Below are 22,073 nucleotides of genomic sequence, written 5' to 3' on the forward strand. Positions count from 1 at the left end.
TTCCGTGAGTTGTCGGGCGGCATCACGCTACGCCAACACGCCAAACCGCCCATCGGGATGTCTGGAAAAGCAAGTGGCCGGTCGGCCCGTGCATCCCCCGACGAATGCACGCGCCGACCGGCACCTGCCGGTCAGTGTAATCCCCGTCACATGGCGTGAACAACGTCGCTCGGTGAGCGTTCCGTCACAGTCCGTCGACGCCGATGGCCTGCAAACGAAGTCGCACTTCAGGGACGCGGTTGGCGTCACGCACCGCGGGAGCGACGAGGTCGTCCGGGTAGATCGCAGCTCCGTCGGGCAGCCGCAGCACGAACAGTCCGCCCCAGTTGAGTTCCAGCACAGCACGGTCAGCCGTGACGAGCTGGTCCGCGACGGCGTACGCGAGCAGTTCCGTCACGGTGTCCACGGCTGCCTCGTGCACCTGCTCGGGGGTCAGCGACGCGTCCACCGGCGCCCCGGTGAGCTTGTGCAGGTCACCGCGTGCCAGCGCCGCCAGCACGTCGGACAGGGTCTCGCCGACCTTGCTCACCCGGCCCGCGTGCCGCAGCGCCTCGGCGTAGCGGCGCACGTGGGCCGGACCGCTCAGAGGAACCAGCTCCTCCCACGTCACGAGCGGCCCCTGGAGGCCGACGAGGTGCGACGCGGCCTCGGCGGAGACGCCCGAGAGCAACGTCCACCCCGGACGTTCGTCGATCGGGACGTCGTCGCTGGTCAGCAAGGCCATCGTGGCCACGCGCTCGCGCACCGGCGGATGGCTGTCGAACACCGACGTCGGCTCCCGTTCGGCCAGCACGACCTCCAGCTCGCGCAGCTCGTGCACGCGCCGCGGGTGGTCGAGGTAGGAGCGGAAGCCTTCGAGCAACGGGGGCGTGCGGCCCGCCGTGACCGCCAGCGAGACGTACGACGTGAGGTAGTCGTTCCACGCCTCGCCGACCGGCCCGCTGCGCAGCAACGCCCGGCGCGCGGCGTCCCGGCCCGCCGCGGCGACGGCCACCTCGTCGGCGAACCGCTCGTGATCACGGCTCTCCGACGCCGCCACCAGCGCGTAGAGCTTGGCCCACGCGCTGAGCAGGCCGAAGCCGTGGTCCCCGTGCAGCGAGAGCTCCAGCGCGAGCTTTGCCCGGTAGGTGACCGCGGACAGCTGGGTGTGGCCGCCGCCGAAGTGCCCGAACTCGTGCGCGAGCACCGACCGCAGCTCGCCGACGCTCAGCCCGGCCACCAGCGGCAGGCCGAGCTCCAGGTAGCGGACCCCGCGCCGCTCCCACACCGAAGCGTTCGCGCCGTCGACGAGCCGGATGTCGTCGGGACCGCGCGTGCCCGCCAGCCCGGCCAGCTCGTCGACGTGCCGCCACAGCTCCGGATGCGTCTCGCGGGTCATCCGGAACCCGGTCGGCTCCGGCCGCGCGAACAGCGCCCGCAACGTCGCCCACAGCGCGGGCCCGCCGAGCGCGCACGCGACGACGACCATCCAGCCGCCGCCCTCGACGTCGCCGATCGAGAACCGCCAGATCGCGATCCCGGTCAGGCCGGCCGTGAGCGCTACCGCGAGCACGAAGAAGCCGGCGAGCATCACCAGCGCGAGTGCGGCTCTCATCCCCCAGTCCGCCTTTCTACTGCAGGTGTCTGACGGTGACCTCGGCACCGGCCGCCAGCTCGGTGACGTCCTCGGGCACCTCGATCAGGCAGTTCGACAACGCGAGCGCCGACAGCAGGTGCGAACCCGGCCCGCCGACCGGCGTCACGACCTGACCGGACGTCGGGTCGTACGCGCCGCGCCGGAACTGCGTCTTACCCGCTGGAGACGTCAGCGAAGTCGTCACGGTTGCGCGCGCGGTGGGGCGTTCGACCTGTGTGTGGCCCATCGACGCGAGAAGCGCAGGCCGCACGAACACCTCGAACGACACGTGCGCGCTCACCGGGTTGCCCGGCAGCGCGAGCACCGGCAGGCCCTCGTACGTGCCCGCGCCCTGCGGCCCGCCCGGCTGCATCGCGACCTTCGTGAACCGCACGTCGTGGCTGGCGAGGGCGTCCTTGACCACCTCGTACGCGCCCGCGCTGACCCCGCCGGACGTCATGATCACGTCCACCGAGCCGAGGTACGGCGCCAGCGCGCGGTGGAACGCCTCCACGTCGTCCGGCACGAACCGCAGTTGCACGGCGATTCCGCCCGCCTCGCGGACCGATGAGGCGAGCATCATGCCGTTCGACTCGTAGATCTGGCCGTGCTGCAGCGGTTTGCCGGGTTCGACCAGTTCGGAGCCGGTGGACAGGACCAGCACGCGGGGGCGGCGGCGCACGGGCAGCTCGGGGTGTCCGAGCGCGGACGCGAGCCCGAGCGTGGACGGGCGCAGCACCGTGCCGGCGACCAGCACCGCGTCGCCCTTCACCACGTCGTCGCCCGCGGTCCGGATGTTCGCTCCGGCCTGGACGGCCTGGTTGATCGTGACGGTCTCGGTGCCGCCGTCGGTCCACTCGACCTGGACCACGGCGTCCGCACCGGGCGGCACCGGCGCGCCCGTCATGATCCGCTGCACCGTGCCGGGCTCCAGCGGCTTGATGTCCGTGCGACCTGCGGGGATGTCGTCGGCGACGGGGAGCTGGACCGGTACCTGAGCCAGGTCCGCGGCTCGCACCGCGTACCCGTCCATCGCGGAGTTGTCGAACGGCGGCAGGGAGACCGGAGCGATGACGTCGGCGGCGAGCACCAGTCCGAGGCACTCGTCGAGCGGGAGCTGCAGCACGGGCATCAGCCCGACGAGCTCCGCGACGCGCTGGCGGTGTTCGGCGACAGTGGTGGGGGACACGACTGCATACTGCCAACGTCGCGGTGATCGTGGCGATCGCTTGGACTTCTTGAGCACCCGGAGGTGTTGTTAGTGCAGGTCCGGACCAGGCACACACCGAACTTCGGCGTGGCGCGGCTCGTGCTCGCGCCCGGCGAGATGGTGCTGGCCGACCCGCAGACCCTGATGGCCACGAGCTACGGGCTCGCGGTCGACGTCAAGGGAGCGGGCGCCGTCGCGCTGTGCACGGCCGGCGCCGAGGGCGGCTGGATCGACACGGCGCCGGTGCTGCCCGGTGATCTGCACCTCGTCGAGCTCGACGGCGCGCACGGCTGGTGCGTCTCCCGGATCAGCTGGATCGCGTCGAGCAGCACGGTGGCGATGAACCCGGACGCGCCGCCGCTGAAGGCGCTCTTCGGTGGCGCTGAAGGCTTCCTGAACTACGCCCACGGCCAGGGCTCCGTCGTGCTCGCCTGCTACGGCGCACTCGACCTCGTGACGCTCGAAGCGGGAGAGGCCGTGACCATCGGCAGCGATCACGTGGTGGCGTTCGCGGACACCGTGCAATGCCGCCTTCGCGCACTGCCGCCGGATGGTGCGCAATCCATTCACTCGGGCGAGGGTCTGGTGTTCGACTTCGCCGGTCCGGGTGCCGTGCTGACCCAGACGCGCGGACCTCGCCGACTCACCACCTGGTTGCGCGCCAACGGAGTCAGCTCCCGTTCATGACTCCGTAAGGAGGTATCCGAGTGACTTTTTCTCTTTTAGCGTTGCGTTCTGCGTTTGCGTGATCTGAAGGAGGACGCCTTGGCTCTCGGTACCGTCAAGTGGTTCAACTCCGAAAAGGGATACGGCTTCATCGCAACCGACGGCGGGCCCGACGTGTTCGTGCACTACTCGGCGATCCAGATGGAAGGCTTCCGGACCCTCTCTGAAGGCGACCGGGTGGAGTTCGAGGTGCAGGCCGGACGGGACGGGCGCAGCCAGGCCTCGGACGTCCGCCGCGCAGGCTGAGTCCTGCGGGACACCCGCACCCGAGGAGCCATCCTGATCACAGCTTTGAGCAACCCTGAGCAGCCCGATCCGGGCGCGCGTTAGGCTGCCTCGCGTGTCAGAGGACCTGAGCGGTCGGCGGATCGCGCACTACCGGATCGACGGCGTGCTCGGCCGCGGTGGCATGAGCGTGACCTACAAGGCCACGGACGTGAGACTGGGCCGCAAGGTCGCTCTCAAGGTCATCGGTGAGCACCTCGCGCCCGACGCGGAGTTCCGCGAGCGGTTCGTCGACGAGGCGCGCAACACCTCCGCGATCGACCACGCGAACATCGTGCCGCTGTACGACTTCGACGAGGTCGACGGCCTGCTGTACATCGCGATGCGGCTGGTGGACGGCCAGGACCTCTCCGGCCACATCAAGGAGGGGCCGCTCACCCCGGCCCGCACGCTGACGCTGCTCGCCCAGGTCGCCGAGGCGCTGGACATGCTGCACGGCAAGGGTCTCGTGCACCTCGACGTGAAGCCGGCGAACGTGCTGGTGACCCAGAAGGAAGGCGTGCGCGAGCACGTCTACGTCGCCGACTTCGGCCTGACCCGGCGCGGCGCCACTGGCCACCGCACTCGAACGGGTGATTTCCTCGGTTCGCCGACCTACGCGGCGCCGGAGCACCTGCGCGGTGAGCCCGTCGACGGTCGCACCGACCAGTACGCGCTGGCCTGCATGCTGTTCGCGTGTCTCTCCGGCCGGCCGCCGTTCCAGGGCGGTGTGCAGGAGGTCATCCAGGGTCACCTCGGCCAGGCCGTGCCGTCGCTGTCGCAGCTCGTGGCGTTGCCGCCGGGGATCGACGAGGTCATCCGCAAGGGCACCTCGAAGGACCCCTCGCAGCGGTTCGCGAACTGCGCCGAGCTGATCGCCACCGCCCGTGCCGCGCTCTCCGGGGTCGCGCAGGGCTCGATCCCCGCTCAACTCGGGCCTCAGTCCGGCTCGATCCCGGTGCAGTCGCCGGTGTCCGGTCCGATGGCCGCGCAGCAGGGTCCGTACCAGGGCGGCTACCAGCAGCCGCTCGCCGACCCGGTTCGCCTGCGCCCGCCGAACCAGGTCGGCGTGAGCGCGTTCACGTCGTCCAAGAAGGAACGGCCCGCGTGGTTCGCGCCGGTCATCGCGGCCGCCGCGGCGATCGTGGTGATCGTCATCCTGGTGATCATCCTGTCGCCCGGTGACGAGCCTGCGCGGCAGCCCAAGACGAACTCCTCGCCGACGTTGAACATCGGGGACGAGCCGACCTCGCGCAAGCCGCTGCCCACCTCTGTGCCGGTGCGCACCTCGCGCTGAGTTCGCCCCGGGTTCGCTTGCACTCGACCTCCCCGAGTGCTAAACACGAACTAGCACTCGGCTCCGTCGAGTGCCAAAGCAGTGAGGCTGGGAAGGTGAGGCACTCCCGCAAGGGAGCGTCGTCCGTCGCGGGCACCGATCCTGGCCACTGCACCGTGTTCCGCTGTGGGCTTTGCCGGCCCGCAGTGGCCCAGAATCCACAAAGGCGGAGGAACACACCGCAATGGCCAAGATGATTGCGTTCGACGAGGACGCCCGCCGCGGTCTCGAGCGGGGTATGAACACCCTCGCTGACGCCGTCAAGGTGACGCTCGGCCCGAAGGGCCGCAACGTCGTGCTCGAGAAGAAGTGGGGTGCGCCGACGATCACGAACGACGGCGTCTCCATCGCGAAGGAGATCGAGCTCGAGGACCCGTGGGAGAAGATCGGGGCCGAGCTCGTCAAGGAAGTCGCGAAGAAGACCGACGACGTTGCCGGTGACGGCACCACCACCGCGACCGTTCTGGCTCAGGCGCTGGTCCGCGAGGGCCTGCGCAACGTGGCCGCCGGCGCGAACCCGCTGGGCCTCAAGCGCGGCATCGAGCAGGCTGTCGAGGCGATCGCCGAGCAGCTGCTGAAGGCCGCCAAGGAGATCGAGACGAAGGAGCAGATCGCTGCTACCGCGTCCATCTCCGCCGCTGACCCCACGATCGGCGAGCTCATCGCCGAGGCGATGGACAAGGTCGGCAAGGAAGGCGTCATCACCGTCGAGGAGAGCAACACCCTCGGTCTCGAGCTCGAGCTCACCGAAGGCATGCGCTTCGACAAGGGTTACATCTCCGGTTACTTCGTGACCGACCCCGAGCGTCAGGAAGCGGTCCTCGAGGACCCGTACATCCTGCTGTTCGGTTCCAAGATCTCCACGGTCAAGGACCTGCTCCCGCTCCTGGAGAAGGTCATGCAGGGCGGCAAGCCGCTGCTGATCATCTCCGAGGACGTCGAGGGCGAGGCCCTGGCGACCCTGGTCGTGAACAAGATCCGTGGCACCTTCAAGTCCGTCGCCGTCAAGGCTCCGGGCTTCGGTGACCGCCGCAAGGCCATCCTCCAGGACATCGCCACCCTCACCGGTGGCCAGGTCATCACCGAGGACGTCGGCCTGAAGCTGGAGAACGCCGACATCTCGCTGCTGGGCAAGGCCCGCAAGGTCGTCGTCACCAAGGACGAGACGACCATCGTCGAGGGCTCGGGCGACGCCGACCAGATCCAGGGTCGCGTCAACCAGATCCGCGCCGAGATCGAGAAGTCGGACTCCGACTACGACCGCGAGAAGCTCCAGGAGCGCCTCGCCAAGCTCGCCGGCGGCGTCGCCGTCATCAAGGCGGGCGCGGCCACCGAGGTCGAGCTCAAGGAGCGCAAGCACCGCATCGAGGACGCCGTTCGCAACGCGAAGGCCGCCGTCGAAGAGGGCATCGTCGCCGGTGGTGGCGTTGCGCTGCTGCAGGCCGCCGAGGCTGCCTTCGAGGGTCTGCGTCTCACGGGCGACGAGGCCACTGGCGCCAACATCGTCAAGGTCGCCGTCGAGGCCCCGCTGAAGCAGATCGCCGTCAACGCCGGCCTCGAAGGCGGCGTCGTGGTCGAGCGCGTCAAGTCCCTGCCTGCGGGCGAGGGCCTGGACGCCGCGACCGGCGAGTACAAGGACCTGATCGCGGCCGGCATCATCGACCCGGCCAAGGTCACGCGTTCCGCGCTGCAGAACGCCGCGTCCATCGCCGCGCTGTTCCTGACGACCGAAGCCGTCGTCGCGGACAAGCCGGAGAAGAACGCTGCTCCGGCCGCGCCGGACGCCGGTGGCATGGACTTCTGAGTCCAGCTGCTTGATCGCTCTGAAAGGCCCGGATCGCTTCGGCGAGCCGGGCCTTTCGGCATTCCGGGCCAGCCCTGTTCCGCGGAGCGCGCAAGGGGTCGATGAAGGGGTCTTTCATCGACCCCAGGTGGATGAAAGACCCCTTCATCGCGAGCGGAGACGTCGCTGAAGGCGGCCGTGGCGCAGCGGGTTCGCGGGAGCAAGGCACGATGATTCGCCGGGCGCCGAACCAGTTGGGTGTGGTCAACGGCGATTCGATCAAGGGTTGGTAGTACTCGCACACGCCATCAGGCAACAGCGCGCGGTCGCGTCAGACCAAGGCCGCCACGGGTGTGCTCCTGCGAGGGGAGTGCCGATTGCCGCCCGAATCCCCAGAAACCCCGGACAAACCTCACAGCATGATCGTCGGTGTCACCACGGTCCGGCCCGGCTCCCCACGAGAGTTCACCAGGTGCACCAGGATCTGGGTCGTCCCCGCCGGCACGTCCGGCAGCACGAACCGACCCCCGTCGTCGGCTCGGGTGGAGGACGACTTGTGGTCGGCGACCCGCACCTCGACGGTGTGCTCCCCGGCCGGCACGAGCCAGCCGTCGATGCGATGGCGGGAGCCGGTCGAGGTGAAGTTCACCATCAACGTCAGGTTGTCGACGGTGAAGGTGATCGTGCCCGTCTGGCCGCCGCGGACACCGGCGAAGGATCCGGCGCGTTCCCAGCGGGCGACTTCCACGTCGAGGTCTTCCAGCGCGATCGCGAACTTCACGCGGTCCACCAGGTCTGCCGGTGGCGGGTCCAGTTCGTCGACCAGCCTGTTGAGTTCGGAGAGGACGGCGGTGTCCTCAAGGCCCCTGCGGTCGTCGCGCGGGTCGATCTCGTTCACCGCGATCCTCCTTCCGTTTCCAGGTAGTTGCGCAGCAGTGTGAGACACCGTCCCCTGGTCGGACCGATGCTGCCGTGGGGCATGGCGAGTGCCTCGGCGACCGCTCGGTACTCGGCGCGCCCCGCGAGCACGGTGAGTCGGAGCAGTTCCTGGCACCTCGTGGTCAGGCGGCCGAACGCGAGCCAAAGTCGGCGGTCGCGGTCGTCCATCAGCGTCACGTCCTCGGGCAGGCCGGTGTCGGACTCGAGCTGTTCGGCGAACTCGTCTGACAGGTGGGTTTCCCTCTTGTTGGGTGTCCACGTTCGGCGGGCTTCACGCCTCGTGGTGACCACCAGATAGCCGACCAGGGCTTTCGGCTCGTTGATGTTCTCGATGTTCTTGAGAAACGCGAGCCAGACCGTCTGCACGACGTCTTCCGCGGCCGCCCGGTCGAGGCCCTGGCCGCGGGCGACGTGCCACAGCAGCGGGGTCAGCTCTGTCACCAGGACGTCCAACGCGTCGCGGTTGCCTTCGCGCGCGGCTGCAACACACACCGCGTGCCGTTCGGTGCCTTCCAACCCGTCCCACGGCGGACGGTCATCCGCCGTGTGCAGCTCGTCCACGCAGCACCTCCGATCGGCCGCCCTGTCAGCGCCGTTCGCCAACTCATGAAGGGCTAACTGAGCGGTAGATACAAAATTCACTCGAATGGAGCAGTATCACCGCTGTACCGATCCTCATCTTCCTCCGGGCACGCCAGCGGCCCGTGATTCCCCCTCCTCATCACGGGCCGCCGTGGTGGGAGCCTGCGCCAGCCGGCACCCCTCGAACCGGCTGACACGTGCTCCACGCCTGAACAAGCGCTCACTGAGTAAGAGCCCCAGCAAGGCGAACAGATACAGGTCTGACGCACGAACCGCGTCGCTCGCTCCGGATTCGCGGAAGCACATCACCTGGGACGTTATGGTCTAGACCATGCCGATTCTCGAAGTGATCGCACTGAACGCGAAGGACGCCGAGGCCGCGCAGGCCGGCGGCGCGCACCGGCTGGAGCTGGTCGCCGACATGGCCTCCGACGGCCTCACCCCGTCGATCGCCACCTTCAAAGAGGTGCAGAAGGCCGTCGACCTGCCCATCCGCGTGATGCTCAGGGACGCCAAGGGGTTCGCGCCCGGCAACCTCAAGCAGCTGCGCCGCCAGGCCTGGGAGCTCCGCGAGGCGGGTGCCACCGAGTTCGTCCTCGGCTTCCTCGACGCCGAGAACGAGATCGACGAGGGCGTCACGCTGAACCTCGTCGCCGAGCTGGAGGGCTGTGCCTGGACGTTCCACCGCGCGCTCGACAACTCCGCGGACGTCTTCCGCTCGTGGGCGTCGGTGCAGACCCTCGGCTGCGACACCGTCCTCGCCGCGGGCAGTGCCAAGGGCGTCGAGGACGGCATGGAGAACCTGAAGAAACTCGTCGCCCAGTCACCTCCCGCGTTGCTCGTCGGCGGCGGTCTGCAGCAGCGCCACGTCGCGGAACTGCTGGCAGCGGGCGTCACGGGCTTCCACGTCGGCAGCGCGGTTCGTCCGCAGGGGTGGGATTCGCCGGTCTCCAGTGCATCAGTTCGGGAATGGGTCAATCGTCTGGTCTAGACCCTTGCCCTAGACCGTTCTACAGTCACGTTGCTTCCTGTGAAATGGCTGTTGCAACATATGCAATGCGGAGGGCGCGATGAGGCTGAAGACACTCGTGGCTGTGCTGGGCGTGGGCGCGGTGGTCGCCTGCGCACCGGTGCAGTCGGGACCGACCAACTCGGGGACTGACGAGAAGACCGGGCAGCTGCGGGTGTGGCTGTTCGACGAGGTCAACCGCGGTCCCAAGGAAGCCGTGGTGAAGGAGGCGATCTCCGAGTTCCAGGGCAAGCACAACGGCGTGACCGTCGACGTCCAGTACATCCAGGTGTCCAGCCGGGCCGAACGCTTCAAGGCCGCGTTCAGCGACCCGAAGAGCGCGCCGGACGTCGCCGAGTTCGGCAACACCGACCTCGCGGGCTACGTCTCCGCCGGCGGCTTCTCGGAGCTCGACCTGGCGGGTTGGAGCGAGTCCAAGGACCTGGTCCCGACGATCCTGGACACGGCCAAGGTCGACGGCAAGACCTACGGCGTGCCGTGGTTCGTCGGTGTCCGCGCGCTCTACTACCGCACGGACGTGTTCACCGAGCTGGGCCTGAAGCCGCCCACGACGCTCGACGAGATCGCCACGACCGCGCGCCAGATCCGGCAGCGCAAGCCGGACATGCTCGGCATCTCCGCCGGTGGCAAGTACCTGTTCGCCGCGCTGCCGTTCATCTGGGCGCAGGGTGGCGACATCGCCAAGCAGGACGGCGGCAAGTTCACCGCCACGATCGACAGCGCCGAGGCCAAGGCCGGTGTCGCCAAGTACACCGAGCTGATCAAGGACGACATCTGCCCGCCCGCCACGTGCGCGGGCAACGGCGGTGACGCGAGCGTCGAGCAGTTCCGCGCGGGCAAGGCCGCGATGACCATCGGTGGCGACTTCAACCGCAAGTCCGTGGACGCGTCGAGCGCGGCCGGCAAGTACGGCGTCGTGCCGCTGCCCGGCAAGACCGCGGGCTCGATCGCGCCCGCGTTCGCCGGCGGCAACCTGCTCGGCGTGCTCAAGGGCACCCAGCGCAAGACGCTCTCGAACGAGTTCGTGCAGCTGCTCGCGTCGAAGAAGTACCAGCAGAAGATGTACACGGCGATGGGTAACCTGCCGACGTTCTCCGACGTGCAGAAGCAGGTCAGCGACTCCGACAAGTTCCTGGAGCCGTTCACGAAGACCCTGCAGGCCGGTACCAAGTTCGTCCCCGTCACGCCGGCGTGGGCGAAGATCGAGGCGCAAGCCGTGGTGCCGACGATGATCCAGGAGGTCGTCACCGGCGCGAAGAACGTCGACACGGCCACCGCCGACGCCGCCAAGACGATGAACGCGGCCTTCGCATCGTGAGCATGACCGCCAAAGGTCAGGGGCGGACCGCCTTCGCCTACCTGACCCCAGCGCTGCTGGTCCTCGGAGGCCTGCTGGCCTACCCGATCTACCAGCTGGTGCTCATCTCGCTCTACGACTACGGCCAGGAGCAGGTCAGCGGCGGCGCGCCGCTCGAGTTCCTGGGCTTGAGGAACTACCAGAACCTGCTGGGGAACCAGCAGTTCTGGACGGTGCTCGGGCAGACCGTCGCCTTCGCGGCGGTCTGCGTGGTCGGCACGTTGCTAGTGGGCGCGTTTCTCGCGATCTTGGCCACCCGCGTTCGCACGTGGGTGCGCATGACGTTGTTCCTGGCGGCGCTCGGTGCGTGGTCCACGCCCGCGGTCGCCGGCTCGACGATCTGGCTGTTCCTGTTCGACGCGAACTTCGGGTTCGTCAACGAGGTGCTGGGCATCCAGGGCTTCTCCTGGACGTTCGACAAGTGGACGGCGTTCGGACTCGTTGCGGCACAGGTGATCTGGTGCTCGTTCCCGTTCGTCATGGTGACCCTCTACGCGGGCATCAAGGCGATTCCGGGTGAGGTGCTGGAGGCCGCCGCACTCGACGGCGCGTCGACGTTCCGCACGGCGTGGAGCGTCACCTTGCCGTTGCTGCGGCCGATCATCCTCGTGGTGACGATCCAGTCGATCATCTGGGACTTCAAGGTCTTCACGCAGATCTACGTGATGACCAACGGTGGTGGCATCGCCGGGCGCAACCTCGTGCTCAACGTCTACGCGTACCAACAGGCGTTCGCGGCGTCGGAGTACGGCCTGGGCGCGGCTATCGGTGTCGTGATGACCGTGCTGCTGCTGGCGATCACGTTGTTCTACCTGCGCGCGTTGCGCCGGTCCGGGGAGGTGCTGTGAGGCGCTGGATCACCGAGGCGCTCGTCCTCGTCATCGCCGCCGTCGTGGCGTTCCCGCTGTTCTGGATGGTGCTGTCCGCGTTCAAGCCGGAGGACGAGATCATCTCGGCCGACCCGGTGCCGTGGACGACCCGGCCCACGCTCGACAGCTTCACGCGGGCGCTGACCGTGGCGAACTTCGGGCGTTACTTCATGAACAGCGTGATCGTTGCACTGATCGTGGTGGCGCTCAGCATCCTGATCTCGTTCCTGGCCGCCACGGCGTTGACCCGGTTCCGGTTCCGCAGCCGGACGACGTTGCTGATCATGCTGCTGGTCGTGCAGATGGTGCCGGTCGAGGCGTTGACCGTGCCGCTGTTCTTCCTGATGCGGTCGGTCGGTGACTCCGTTCCGGCGTTCGGGCTGAACCACCTCGGGTCGTTGGTGCTGGTGCACCTCGCGTTCAGCCTGCCGTTCGCGATCTGGATGCTGCGCGGCTTCGTCGCCGCGGTGCCGGTGGAACTGGAGGAGGCCGCCACCCTGGACGGCGCCTCGCGGTTCCGGTTCCTCTGGCAGGTGCTGTTCCCGCTCGTCGCGCCCGGCCTGGTGGCGACGAGCGTGCTGTCGTTCATCCACGCGTGGAACGACTTCCTGTTCGCCAAGACGTTCATCATCTCGGCCGTGGAGAACCAGACCCTGCCGCTGGCTCTTCAGGTGTTCGTCAAACCCGACCAGAACGATTGGGGCGCGATCATGGCGGGCTCCACCCTGATGACCATCCCTGTGCTCATCTTCTTCATGCTCGTGCAACGCCGTCTGGTGTCCGGACTCGCGGGGGCGGTGAAGGGATGAACCTGCTGCCACGCCCGGTGTCCTATGTGGACGGCGGAAGACTCTGTGCGTACCAGGGCTGGGAGACCGTGCTCGTCGACGGCCCACCCGGCGGGTACCGGTTGCTCTCGAGTGACGACGGCGTGCTGATCGAGGCACACGACGCGGCCGGCGAGATGAACGCGCTGCAGACCCTCCGCCAGTTGCTGGGAGCTCAGGCGTTCCGGGCGGCGGGGGAGAAACCTGCCGTCATCCCGGCGTGCGAGATCGTCGACCACCCGCGGTTCCAGTGGCGTGGCGTGATGCTCGACGTGGCGCGGCACTTCCTGCCCAAGCGGGAGGTGCTGCGGTACGTCGAGCTGCTGTCCGTGCACAAGCTCAACGTCCTGCACCTGCACCTGACCGACGACCAGGGCTGGCGCTTCGAGAGCAGGCGCTACCCGAAGCTGACCGAGGTCGGGTCGTGGCGTTCCGACTCCCGGTTCGGTGATCGGCGCTCAGCCGGCATGGCGGGCCGTCCGCACGGCGGTTTCTACACGCAGGACGACCTGCGCGAGATCGTCGAGTACGCCCGCCAACGGCACATCGTCGTGATCCCGGAGATCGACATCCCGGGTCACTCGCAGGCGGCCATCGCGGCGTACCCGGAGCTCGGCGTGCACGGCGGCGACGTGTGGACGGACTGGGGCATCAACGAACGCGTGCTCAACACCGAGGAGTCCACTGTGGACTTCTATCGGAACGTGTTCGACGAGCTGATGGAAGTGTTCCCCGGCGAGTTCATCGGCCTGGGCGGCGACGAGGCACCCGGCCACGAGGGCGAGCTGGTCCGCGCGGTCGCCCGGCACATCGTGCGCAGCGGGCGGCGGCCTTACGCGTGGGACGAGGTCCTGGAGTCAGGTCCGCTGCCGGTGGGGACGATCGTCGCGTCGTGGCGCGGAGTCGAGCCCGGCATCACGGCGTTGCGCGAGGGCCACGACGTGGTGATGTGCCCTGAGGAGCACGTTTATCTGGACTACCGGCAGTCGGAGTCGCTGGACGAACCGATCCCGGTGGGCACGGTGACCACGCTGGAGGACGTCTACGCGTGGGATCCGGTGCCCGCAGGTCTCACGGGCGAGGAGCCTGGCCGGCTGCTGGGGGCGCAGGCGAACATCTGGACCGAGCACCTCGACTCGGCCCGGCGGGTGGACTACGCGGCGTTTCCCCGGCTGGCGGCGTTCGCCGAGGTGATGTGGTCGCCGGCGGAGAAGGATCCTGCTTTCGTGCAACGGCTGGCGGAACACCACCTGCCGCGGCTCGATGCCCTGGGGGTGGAGTACCGGCCCCTCAACGGCCCACTCCCGTGGCAGAAGCTTCCCGGCGTCCCAGGTTTCCCGCGTTGATCGGCAGGGGCGGACCCCCACCCCTGCCGACGGCTACCTGCGCGGTCCTGGTTTCCACGTCGATCACATCGCCGCGTCTTCCTCGGGCATGAGGATCCAGGCGGCGATGTAGAGGATGGCGCCGGTGCCGAACCCGAGCAGCGTCGCGGCGACCAGGATGATCCGCAGGATCGCGGCGTCCACGCCGATCATCTTGGCAACGCCGCCGCAGACACCGGCGAGCATCTTGTCGCTGCGGCTGCGGCGGAGCTTCTTGACCTGGTCAGTGGCTTCGTTGAGCACGTTGTTCGTCATGCCACAAGAGTCGTCGTTTCGAAGCCCCGGCACATCGGTGACCACCCGGAACCCGACCCTGATTCCGGGGTCCGGTCCCAGGGTCAGTCGAGGCAGAACTCGTTGCCCTCGACGTCCTGCATGTTGAGGCACGACTCGTTGACGCCGTCGGCGAGCAGCAGCTGCCCGCGCACCGCACCGAGCGGGAGCAGGCGTGCGCACTCGGCCTCGAGCGCGGCGAGGCGCTCCTCGCCCACCAGCCCGGTGCCGACCCGCACGTCGAGGTGCACGCGGTTCTTCACGATCTTGCCTTCCGGCACGCGCTGGAAGAACAGTCGCGGACCTGCCCCGGAAGGATCACTGGCGGCGAACCACGAGTCGTCGTCGTGATCGGCCGGTCCGACGTACCCGAGCACCTCGCACCAGAACCGGCCGACGCGCACCGGCTCCGCGCAGTCGAACGTGATCTGGACCTGCTTGATCGACCCCATCCGCCCACCATAGAGGGGCGAGGCCCTGGGAACAGGGCCTACCCTGAGGCTCATGGAGTCCCCTGAGGACCTGGCGTCAGGGCTCGACCGCGCGGGGTACCTGCCGGACGGCGGGATCGCCACGGCGGCGTTCCTCGCGGTCGCGATGGGACGGCCGCTGTTCCTCGAAGGCGAGCCCGGCACCGGCAAGACCTCGCTGGCGCTGGCGCTGGCCAAGGCGATGGACGTGCCGCTCATCCGGCTCCAGTGCCACGAGGGCATCGACGCCACCCAGGCGTTGTACGACTGGGACTACCCGCGTCAGCTCATGCACCTGCGCGTGCTCGAAACCCGCGGCGAGGTCGACGAGGCGTCCCTCTACACGCGCCGGTTCCTGCTGGCCCGGCCGCTGCTGCAGGCGCTGGAGAACGCACCGTGCGTGCTGCTGGTGGACGAGATCGACCGGGCGGACGACGAGTTCGAGGCGTTCCTGCTGGAGGTGCTGTCCGAGAACGCGGTCAGCATCCCGGAGTTCGGCGAGATCAGGGCCTCCACGCCGCCGCTCACCGTGCTGACCTCGAACCGGACCCGGGAGGTGCACGACGCGTTGAAGCGCCGCTGCCTCTACCACTGGCTGGAGCACCCCTCGATCGACCGCGAGGTCGCGATCCTGCGACGCACCCTGCCCGGCCTCGACGAACGGCTCGCGCAGAAGGTGGCGGAGGCCGTGCGGAAGATGCGCGGGCTCGACCTGCTGAAGCCGCCGGGTGTCGCCGAGTCGCTGGACTGGGCGCGGGCGCTGCAGGCGCTGGGGCGGACCGAACCGGACGCGACGACGCTCGGTGCCGTGCTCAAGTACCGGGAGGACGCGGACCGGGTGATCGGGAGCACAATCGTGGGGTGACGGAAGCCTGCGTGGGGTTCACGCGCGTCCTGCGGGGCGCCGGACTTCAGTGCGGGCCGGACCGCGTCCAGGCCTACCTGCGGGCGTCCGAGCACGTCGACCTCTACTGGGCGGGGCGGCTCACGCTCTGCACCGATCCCGACGACCTGGCGCGCTACGACGCGGCCTACCGGGCGTACTTCGGCGGCACCCCACCACGGCCGCGCACGACGATCGAGCTCGACTCGGTCACGGTCGGTGTCGCCGCGTCGGACGTGGAAGTGCTGCGGCACAAGGACATCTCCGAGTTCAACGCGGCGCCGCTGATCGCTCGCCTGAAACCTCTCCCGCCGCGCCGACGTTCCCGGAGGCTGAAGAAGGCCCGTCGTGGCCGCATCGACCTGGCCAGGACCGTGCGCGCGATGATCGAGATCGGCGGCGAGATCGCGTTGCCACGGCACCGCCGCAGGGGCGTCAAGGCACGCAGGCTGGTGTTGCTGATCGACGTCTCCGGCTCGATGGCCGCGTACTCCGACGCGCTGCTGCGGTTCGCGCACGTCATCGCGCACGCCATGCCCGTCGAGGTCCGCACGATCGGCACCCGGCTCACCCGCGTGACCCGGCAGCTGCGCGAACGCGATCCGGAGCGGGCGTTGCGGGCTGCCGGACGGGCAATCCCCGACTACGAGGGCGGCACGAGGCTCGGTGAGGCTGTCAGAAGGTTCAACCAGCAGTGGCGGCAGCGAGGTGCGGTGGTCGTGTTGTTCAGCGACGGCTGGGAACGTGGCGACCCGAGCCTGCTGGCGAACGAGATGGCGAGGTTGAGACGGGTGAGTCACAGGGTCATCTGGGCCAACCCCCACGCGGGCAAACCCGGCTACCGGCCCGTCCAGCAAGGTGTCGTGGCAGCGCTGCCGCACGTCGACAGGATGGTCGCCGGCCACAGCGTGCACGCGTTGGAAGAACTGCTGAAGGAGGTGCGCCGTGCGTGATGTCCTGTTCGACCTCGCGGAACGGGTGGCGAACGGCGAAACGGTCGGCGTCGGGACCGTGGTCGCGACCTTCAGCTCGGCCCCGCGGCCCGCGGGCGCGGCGATGCTCGTGACGCAGGACGGCGAGGCGGTCGGCAGCGTGTCCGGCGGGTGCGTCGAGGGCGCTGTCTACGACCTCGCACAGGAGACCGACGAACCGGTCCTGCAGCGGTACGGGGTGAGCGACGACGACGCGTTCGCGGTCGGGCTGACCTGTGGCGGGATCATCGACATCTACGTCGAGAAGATCACCGCAGACACGTTTCCGCAGCTCAGTGAGGTGGTGGAGACGGTCAGGGCCGAGCAGCCGGTGGCCGTCGCGACCGTCATCGAGCACCCGGACGGCATCGGCCGGCGCCTGGTGATCTGGCCTGACCGCCGCTCGGGCGGTCTCGGGTCTGCGCGCATCGACGACGCCGTCACGGACGACGCGCGCGGCATGCTCGCTTCAGGTCGTAGCGGCGTGCTGCAGTACGGCCCGGACGGTCAGCGTCGTGGCGAGGGCATGAGCGTGTTCGTGAACTCGTTCGAACCGCCACCGCGCATGCTCGTGTTCGGCGCGATCGACTTCGCCGCCGCGATGGCGCGGCTCGGCGCGTTCCTCGGCTACCGCGTGACCGTCTGCGACGCGCGGCCGGTGTTCGCCACCCGCAGCCGTTTTCCGGAGGCGGACGAGGTCGTCGTCGCCTGGCCGCACAGGTACCTCGAAGGTGAAGCGTCCAAATTGGACGAACGCACGGTGATCGCTGTCCTGACCCATGATCCGAAGTTCGACGTGCCGTTGCTGGAGGTCGCGTTGCGGCTCAAGGTCGGCTACGTCGGCGCGATGGGTTCGCGGCGCACGCACGAAGATCGCTTGCAACGCTTGAGGGAAGCCGGTTTGACCGAGAGCGAACTGGCTCACCTCGCGTCGCCGATCGGGCTGGATCTGGGCGCCAGGACACCGGAGGAGACCGCGGTGTCGATCGCCGCCGAGATCATTTCCTTGAGGTGGAAGGGAAGTGGCCGGCGGTTGGTCGATCTTGGTGAACCGATCCACCACTGATCGGGTTGTTGAACCCGCACACAGGGAGGAGGCTGAAGTGACCCTCGTCACTAAAAAAGAAGAAGGCCCACCGCCGTTTCGATAAAGCACGGGAGGGTTCCAATGCACATCTCGGTCAACGTCGACGGAGTGACGTACGCCGACGAGGTCGAACCCCGCCTCCTGCTCGTCCACTACCTGCGGGAGCGTCTGGGCAAGACCGGCACCGTCGTCGGCTGCGACACCGGCAACTGCGGAGCCTGCACGGTGCACCTCGACGGCCACAGCGTGAAGTCGTGCCAGATGTTCGCGGTCCAGGCGAACGGGCACGACGTCACCACGATCGAAGGCCTCGCCCGCGACGGCAAGCTGCACCCGGTGCAGGAGGCGTTCCGCAACAACCACGCGCTGCAGTGCGGCTTCTGCACGCCCGGCATGATCATGCAGGCGATCGACCTGCTCGCCGACGAGTCGGATCCCGACGACGAGACCGTGCGGAAGGGCCTGGAGGGCAACCTCTGCCGCTGCACGGGCTACCAGAACATCGTCCGCGCGGTCCAGGACGCCGCCCACCGGATGCGGCCGGGCGCCGGCCCGAAGATGGAACAGCACACGGACGACCACGTCGTGTCGAAGCAGCCGGTAGGTGGCGAATGACCGCCACCGCGGAACCTGAAGTCGGCAAAGCCAGGCTCCGCAAGGAAGACGGTCGCCTGATCACCGGTCAGACCAAGTGGACCGACAACATCCAGCTGACGGGCATGCTCCACATGGCCGTGCTGCGCAGTCCTGTCGCACACGCCCGCATCCGCAACATCGACTGCAGTCGTGCCACCGCGATGCCCGGTGTTGCGATCGTGCTGACCGGTGAGGACTTCGCCGCCGAGCAGGGTTCGCTGCCGTGCGCGTGGCCGATCACCGCGGACATGAAGGCACCGCCCGCGCCCGCGCTGGCCGTCGACGAGGTCAACTTCGCCGGCGAGGCGGTGGCGTTGGTGATCGCCGACAGCGCCTACCGCGCCGCGGACGCGCTGGCCGCGATCGACGTCGACTACGACGAGTTGCCGGTCGTGCTCGACATGGAAGAAGCACTGCGGGACAGCGATCTCGTCCACCCGGACCTGGGCACGAACAAGTGCGCGACCTGGATCTTCGACTCGGCTGAGGCGGGGAGCGGCACCAACGTCGAGGACGAGATCGCGTCCGCGGAGGTCGTGATCGAACGGACGTTCCGGCAGCAGCGGCTGATCCCGTCGTTCATGGAACCGCGTTCGGTCGTCGTGGACCCGAGCGCCGACATGTTCACCATCTGGTCCGCGACGCAGATCCCGCACATCCTGCGCTGGATGCTCTCCGCCGTCACCGGCATCGCCGAGCAGAAGCTCCGCGTGATCGCGCCGGACGTCGGCGGCGGGTTCGGCGGCAAGCTCCAGGTCACCCCGGAGGAGCTGCTCTGCCTGCTCGTCGCGCGGCGGATGGGCCGTCCGGTCAAGTGGACCGAGTCGCGCACCGAGTCGATGCTGTCCGCGCACCACGGCCGCGACCAGATCCAGAAGATCACGCTGTCCGCCCGCCGCGACGGCACCGTGACCGGCCTGAAGGTCGAGCTGCTCGCCGACATGGGCGCGTACCTGCGGCTGGTGTCGCCGGGCGTGCCGATCCTGGGCGCGTTCATGTTCAACGCGATCTACAAGTTCGCGGCTTACCGGTTCGTGTGCACCAACGTGTTCACGAACAAGGTGCCGACGGACGCCTACCGCGGTGCAGGGCGGCCCGAGGCCACGTTCGCGGTCGAGCGGATGATGGACGAGCTCGCGGTCGAGCTGGGCCGCGACCCGATGGAGCTGCGGCAGCAGAACTGGATCAAGCACGACGAGTTCCCGTTCAACACGGTCGCGGGTCTCACCTACGACTCCGGCAACTACGAGGCCGCGACGGCTCGCGCGATGGAGCTGTTCGACTACGAGGCACTGCGTGAGGAGCAGGCACGGCGTCGTGCGGACGGTTCGGTGGTGCAGCTGGGCATCGGGATCTCCACCTACACCGAGATGTGCGGCCTCGCGCCATCCCGGGTGTTGGGCGCTTTGCGTTATGCCGCAGGCGGTTGGGAGACCGCGTCGATCCGGATGCTGCCCACCGGCAAGGTCGAGGTGATCACCGGGACCTCGCCGCACGGGCAGGGGCACGAGACGGTGTGGTCGCAGATCGTCGCCGACCGGCTCGGAGTGCCGTTCGAGGACGTCGAGGTGCTGCACGGCGACACGGCGTCGTCGCACAAGGGCATGGACAGCTACGGGTCGAGGTCTTTGGCTGTTGGCGGCACGGCTCTGGTGCACGCGGCGGACAAAGTCCTCGCCAAAGCGAAACGGCTGGCCGCGCACATGATGGAGTGCGACGAGGCGGACGTGGAGTTCGCCACCGGGTCGTTCTCCGTCCGCGGCACGTCCACGGTTCGCACTTTGGGTGACGTCGTGCTGGCCGCGCACGTGGCGCACGACCTGCCCGAGGGCATGGAACCGGGCATGGACGCCGATGCCACGTTCGACCCGGACAACTTCTCCTTCCCGCACGGAACCCATTTGTGCGCAACGGAAGTCGACACGGAGACCGGCATGGTCCGGATCTCCAGGTACGTGGCGGTCGACGACGTCGGCACGGTCGTGAACCCGTTGATCGTCGACGGCCAGGTGCACGGTGGGCTGGCGCAGGGCATCGCGCAGGCGTTGTACGAGGAAGCCATCCACGACGAGATGGGCACGCTGACGACGGCGACCCTCGCCGACTACCTGGTGCCTTCCGCGGCCGATCTGCCCGGGTTCCTCACGGCTCGTACTGCCACTCCGGCAACGTCGAACCCGTTGGGAGTCAAGGGAGTCGGCGAGGCCGGCACGATCGCGTCGACGCCCGCGGTGGTGAACAGCGTCCTGGATGCCGTGCGGCACCTGGGCGTGCGGGACATCGAGATGCCGATGTCGCCGGAACGGGTGTGGACGGCGCTGCAGGGCGGGTCGGCTGATCCGTCCACGCCGGCCGCCGGTGGGCTCGGTTCCATCGACTCGCAGGGAGGTCGGTCGTGATCCCGGCGGAGTTCAAGTACCTGTTCCCGTCCACTGTGGACGAAGCCGTGCGGATGCTCGCCGAGGAGGGCGAGGACGCCAAGGTCATCGCGGGCGGGCAGTCGCTCGTGCCGGTGCTGCGCATGCGGTTGGCGGCACCCACGGCGTTGATCGACATCGGTGGCTTGACCGAGCTGACGGGCGTGCGCGACGACGGTGACTCGTTGCTCATCGGTGCCATGACCACGCACTACGAGGTGCAGCGCGACCATCTGATCCACGACCACGCGTTGTTGTTGAAGCTGGTCACGGACACGGTGGCCGATCCGCAGGTCCGGCACCGCGGCACGTTCGGCGGCTCGCTGTGCCACGCGGACCCGGCGGGCGACCTGCTGGCGCCTGCGCTGGCCCTGGACGCGGTGATGATCATCGCCGGGCCGTCCGGGCGTCGTGAGGTGCCGGCCTCGGAGTTCTTCGTCGACTACTTCGAGACCGCGCTGGCCCCCGACGAGATCCTGATCGATGTCAGGGTGCCGAAATACACCGGTTGGGGAGCGCACTACGAGAAGCTCAACCGGGTCGCCCAGGCGTGGTCGATCGTCGCGGTCGCGGCGGCCGTGCAGATCAGCGACGGCACGATCGCCGCTGCTCGGATCGGTCTCACCAACGTCGGTGCGGGTCCGGTGCGTGCCACTGACGTCGAGGCCGCTCTGGTCGGTCAGCCGGCCACCTCTGAGTCGATCTCTGCCGCGGCTGTGCGGGCGTCCTCCGGTGACGGTTACAAGGACAACCTGGCTCGGGTGCTGACGGGCCGTGCACTGACGGCGGCGGTAGCGGGATGAAGCTGACGCACTCGTTCGTCGCGCCTGCCCCGGCCGAGGAGGTCTGGGAGGCGCTGCTCGACCCGGAACGCGTGGCGCCGTGCCTGCCGGGCGCCACGCTGACCTCGGTCGACGGCAAGACGTTCAGCGGGGAGGTGAAGGTCAAGCTCGGCCCGGTGCAGCTGCTGTACCGGGGGACCGGCGAGTTCGTGGAGATCGACCCGGTGCTGCGCCGCGCGGTGATGAAAGCCGCGGGCAAGGACACCCGTGGCAACGGCACGGCCTCCGCGACCGTGACGTTCCAGGTGGGCGAGTCGGTCGAGGTCGAGACGGACCTGAACGTGACGGGCCGTCCGGCCCAACTCGGCCGCGGCCTGATCTCCGAGGTCAGTGGCAAGCTCGTGGGCCAGTTCGCCGAATGCCTGGCGAGCACGCTGGGTTCCGTGGATCCTGACGAGGTGGCGCAACAGCAGCATCTCCGAGTGGTCCCCGACGAGCCGATCGACCTGATCGACACGGCAGGCGTTCCGGTGTTGAAGCGCGTGCTACCCATTGCGGCCGCGGTCTTGGCCGTCGCGCTGTTCGTGGTCCTGCGACGCAGGCGGCAGCGCTGAAGCGTGCGGTCCGGTGG

22 protein-coding genes are annotated in these 22,073 nt (G+C 68.6%); 16 read left to right on the forward strand and 6 right to left on the reverse strand.

What is annotated here, in order from left to right; all coding sequences use genetic code 11:
- Positions 1 to 184: 184 nt before the first annotated feature.
- A complete protein-coding gene (locus LFM09_RS22830) occupies positions 185 to 1,594 on the reverse strand; it encodes a M48 family metallopeptidase (RefSeq protein ID WP_414098555.1) in 1,410 nt (469 codons plus the stop codon).
- A 16-nt stretch (positions 1,595 to 1,610) separates the two neighbouring features.
- Positions 1,611 to 2,804 carry a gephyrin-like molybdotransferase Glp gene (gene glp / locus LFM09_RS22835; protein ID WP_414098556.1) on the reverse strand — a complete coding sequence of 398 codons (1,194 nt, stop codon included), beginning with the start codon at positions 2,802 to 2,804 and terminating at the stop codon, positions 1,611 to 1,613.
- 72 nt (positions 2,805 to 2,876) lie between these two features.
- Here glp and LFM09_RS22840 point away from each other — a divergent pair, with 72 nt between their 5' ends.
- The 4 genes from LFM09_RS22840 (at position 2,877) to groL (ending at position 6,955) form a co-directional block, all read left to right on the forward strand.
- Complete coding sequence (locus LFM09_RS22840; protein WP_414098557.1) at positions 2,877 to 3,512, forward strand: AIM24 family protein; 636 nt, start codon at positions 2,877 to 2,879, stop codon at positions 3,510 to 3,512.
- Positions 3,513 to 3,590: 78 nt separating this feature from the next.
- Complete coding sequence (locus LFM09_RS22845; protein ID WP_030470913.1) at positions 3,591 to 3,797, forward strand: cold-shock protein; 207 nt, start codon at positions 3,591 to 3,593, stop codon at positions 3,795 to 3,797.
- Positions 3,798 to 3,891: 94 nt separating this feature from the next.
- Positions 3,892 to 5,112, forward strand: a complete 1,221-nt coding sequence (locus LFM09_RS22850) for a serine/threonine-protein kinase (RefSeq protein ID WP_414098558.1) — start codon at positions 3,892 to 3,894, stop codon at positions 5,110 to 5,112.
- A gap of 223 nt (positions 5,113 to 5,335) precedes the next feature.
- Complete coding sequence (gene groL / locus LFM09_RS22855) at positions 5,336 to 6,955, forward strand: chaperonin GroEL (protein WP_414098559.1); 1,620 nt, start codon at positions 5,336 to 5,338, stop codon at positions 6,953 to 6,955.
- A 391-nt stretch (positions 6,956 to 7,346) separates the two neighbouring features.
- On the opposite strand, the gene LFM09_RS22860 is transcribed toward groL, so the two are convergent.
- Positions 7,347 to 7,823 (reverse strand): carboxypeptidase regulatory-like domain-containing protein, encoded by a 477-nt coding sequence (locus tag LFM09_RS22860; protein WP_396424235.1) that lies wholly within the window; start codon positions 7,821 to 7,823, stop codon positions 7,347 to 7,349.
- A 5-nt stretch (positions 7,824 to 7,828) separates the two neighbouring features.
- Positions 7,829 to 8,434 carry an RNA polymerase sigma factor gene (locus LFM09_RS22865; protein WP_414098560.1) on the reverse strand — a complete coding sequence of 202 codons (606 nt, stop codon included), beginning with the start codon at positions 8,432 to 8,434 and terminating at the stop codon, positions 7,829 to 7,831.
- 352 nt (positions 8,435 to 8,786) lie between these two features.
- On the opposite strand from LFM09_RS22865, the gene LFM09_RS22870 reads away from it, so the two are divergent.
- The 5 genes from LFM09_RS22870 to LFM09_RS22890 all read left to right on the forward strand — a co-directional run bounded on the left by LFM09_RS22870 (position 8,787) and on the right by LFM09_RS22890 (position 13,884).
- Positions 8,787 to 9,446, forward strand: coding sequence for a copper homeostasis protein CutC (locus tag LFM09_RS22870; RefSeq protein WP_414098561.1), 660 nt, complete (start codon positions 8,787 to 8,789; stop codon positions 9,444 to 9,446).
- 79 nt (positions 9,447 to 9,525) lie between these two features.
- Positions 9,526 to 10,803 (forward strand): extracellular solute-binding protein, encoded by a 1,278-nt coding sequence (locus tag LFM09_RS22875; RefSeq protein ID WP_414098562.1) that lies wholly within the window; start codon positions 9,526 to 9,528, stop codon positions 10,801 to 10,803.
- Between the two features lie 2 nt (positions 10,804 to 10,805).
- Positions 10,806 to 11,690 carry a carbohydrate ABC transporter permease gene (locus LFM09_RS22880; protein ID WP_414098563.1) on the forward strand — a complete coding sequence of 295 codons (885 nt, stop codon included), beginning with the start codon at positions 10,806 to 10,808 and terminating at the stop codon, positions 11,688 to 11,690.
- Positions 11,687 to 12,520 (forward strand): carbohydrate ABC transporter permease, encoded by an 834-nt coding sequence (locus LFM09_RS22885; protein ID WP_414098564.1) that lies wholly within the window; start codon positions 11,687 to 11,689, stop codon positions 12,518 to 12,520. The genes LFM09_RS22880 and LFM09_RS22885 overlap by 4 nt, the downstream gene beginning before the upstream one ends.
- Positions 12,517 to 13,884, forward strand: coding sequence for a beta-N-acetylhexosaminidase (locus LFM09_RS22890; protein ID WP_414098565.1), 1,368 nt, complete (start codon positions 12,517 to 12,519; stop codon positions 13,882 to 13,884). Before LFM09_RS22885 ends, LFM09_RS22890 begins: the two co-directional genes overlap by 4 nt.
- 63 nt (positions 13,885 to 13,947) lie before the next feature.
- Here the strand turns inward: LFM09_RS22890 and LFM09_RS22895 are convergent, their stop codons facing one another.
- A complete protein-coding gene (locus LFM09_RS22895; RefSeq protein WP_414098566.1) occupies positions 13,948 to 14,178 on the reverse strand; it encodes a PspC domain-containing protein in 231 nt (76 codons plus the stop codon).
- Between the two features lie 83 nt (positions 14,179 to 14,261).
- Positions 14,262 to 14,648 (reverse strand): VOC family protein, encoded by a 387-nt coding sequence (locus LFM09_RS22900; protein WP_414098567.1) that lies wholly within the window; start codon positions 14,646 to 14,648, stop codon positions 14,262 to 14,264.
- A gap of 52 nt (positions 14,649 to 14,700) precedes the next feature.
- Between LFM09_RS22900 and LFM09_RS22905 the strand changes: the two genes are divergently transcribed.
- The 7 genes from LFM09_RS22905 to LFM09_RS22935 all read left to right on the forward strand — a co-directional run bounded on the left by LFM09_RS22905 (position 14,701) and on the right by LFM09_RS22935 (position 22,056).
- Positions 14,701 to 15,531 (forward strand): AAA family ATPase, encoded by an 831-nt coding sequence (locus tag LFM09_RS22905; RefSeq protein ID WP_414098568.1) that lies wholly within the window; start codon positions 14,701 to 14,703, stop codon positions 15,529 to 15,531.
- A complete protein-coding gene (locus LFM09_RS22910; protein WP_414098569.1) occupies positions 15,528 to 16,502 on the forward strand; it encodes a vWA domain-containing protein in 975 nt (324 codons plus the stop codon). The genes LFM09_RS22905 and LFM09_RS22910 overlap by 4 nt, the downstream gene beginning before the upstream one ends.
- Positions 16,495 to 17,586: an XdhC family protein gene (locus tag LFM09_RS22915; protein WP_414098570.1), complete on the forward strand. Its 1,092-nt coding sequence runs from the start codon at positions 16,495 to 16,497 to the stop codon at positions 17,584 to 17,586. The genes LFM09_RS22910 and LFM09_RS22915 overlap by 8 nt, the downstream gene beginning before the upstream one ends.
- A gap of 102 nt (positions 17,587 to 17,688) precedes the next feature.
- Positions 17,689 to 18,222, forward strand: coding sequence for a (2Fe-2S)-binding protein (locus LFM09_RS22920; RefSeq protein ID WP_414098571.1), 534 nt, complete (start codon positions 17,689 to 17,691; stop codon positions 18,220 to 18,222).
- On the forward strand, positions 18,219 to 20,642 hold the full coding sequence (locus LFM09_RS22925; protein WP_414098572.1) for a xanthine dehydrogenase family protein molybdopterin-binding subunit: 2,424 nt from the start codon (positions 18,219 to 18,221) through the stop codon (positions 20,640 to 20,642). Before LFM09_RS22920 ends, LFM09_RS22925 begins: the two co-directional genes overlap by 4 nt.
- A complete protein-coding gene (locus LFM09_RS22930; protein WP_414098573.1) occupies positions 20,639 to 21,463 on the forward strand; it encodes an FAD binding domain-containing protein in 825 nt (274 codons plus the stop codon). Before LFM09_RS22925 ends, LFM09_RS22930 begins: the two co-directional genes overlap by 4 nt.
- Entirely contained in the window at positions 21,460 to 22,056 is a 597-nt protein-coding gene (locus LFM09_RS22935) for an SRPBCC family protein (protein WP_414098574.1), read from the forward strand. Before LFM09_RS22930 ends, LFM09_RS22935 begins: the two co-directional genes overlap by 4 nt.
- Positions 22,057 to 22,073 lie beyond the last annotated feature (17 nt).

This window comes from Lentzea alba, assembly GCF_047445655.1.
GTDB lineage: Bacteria > Actinomycetota > Actinomycetes > Mycobacteriales > Pseudonocardiaceae > Lentzea > Lentzea alba_A.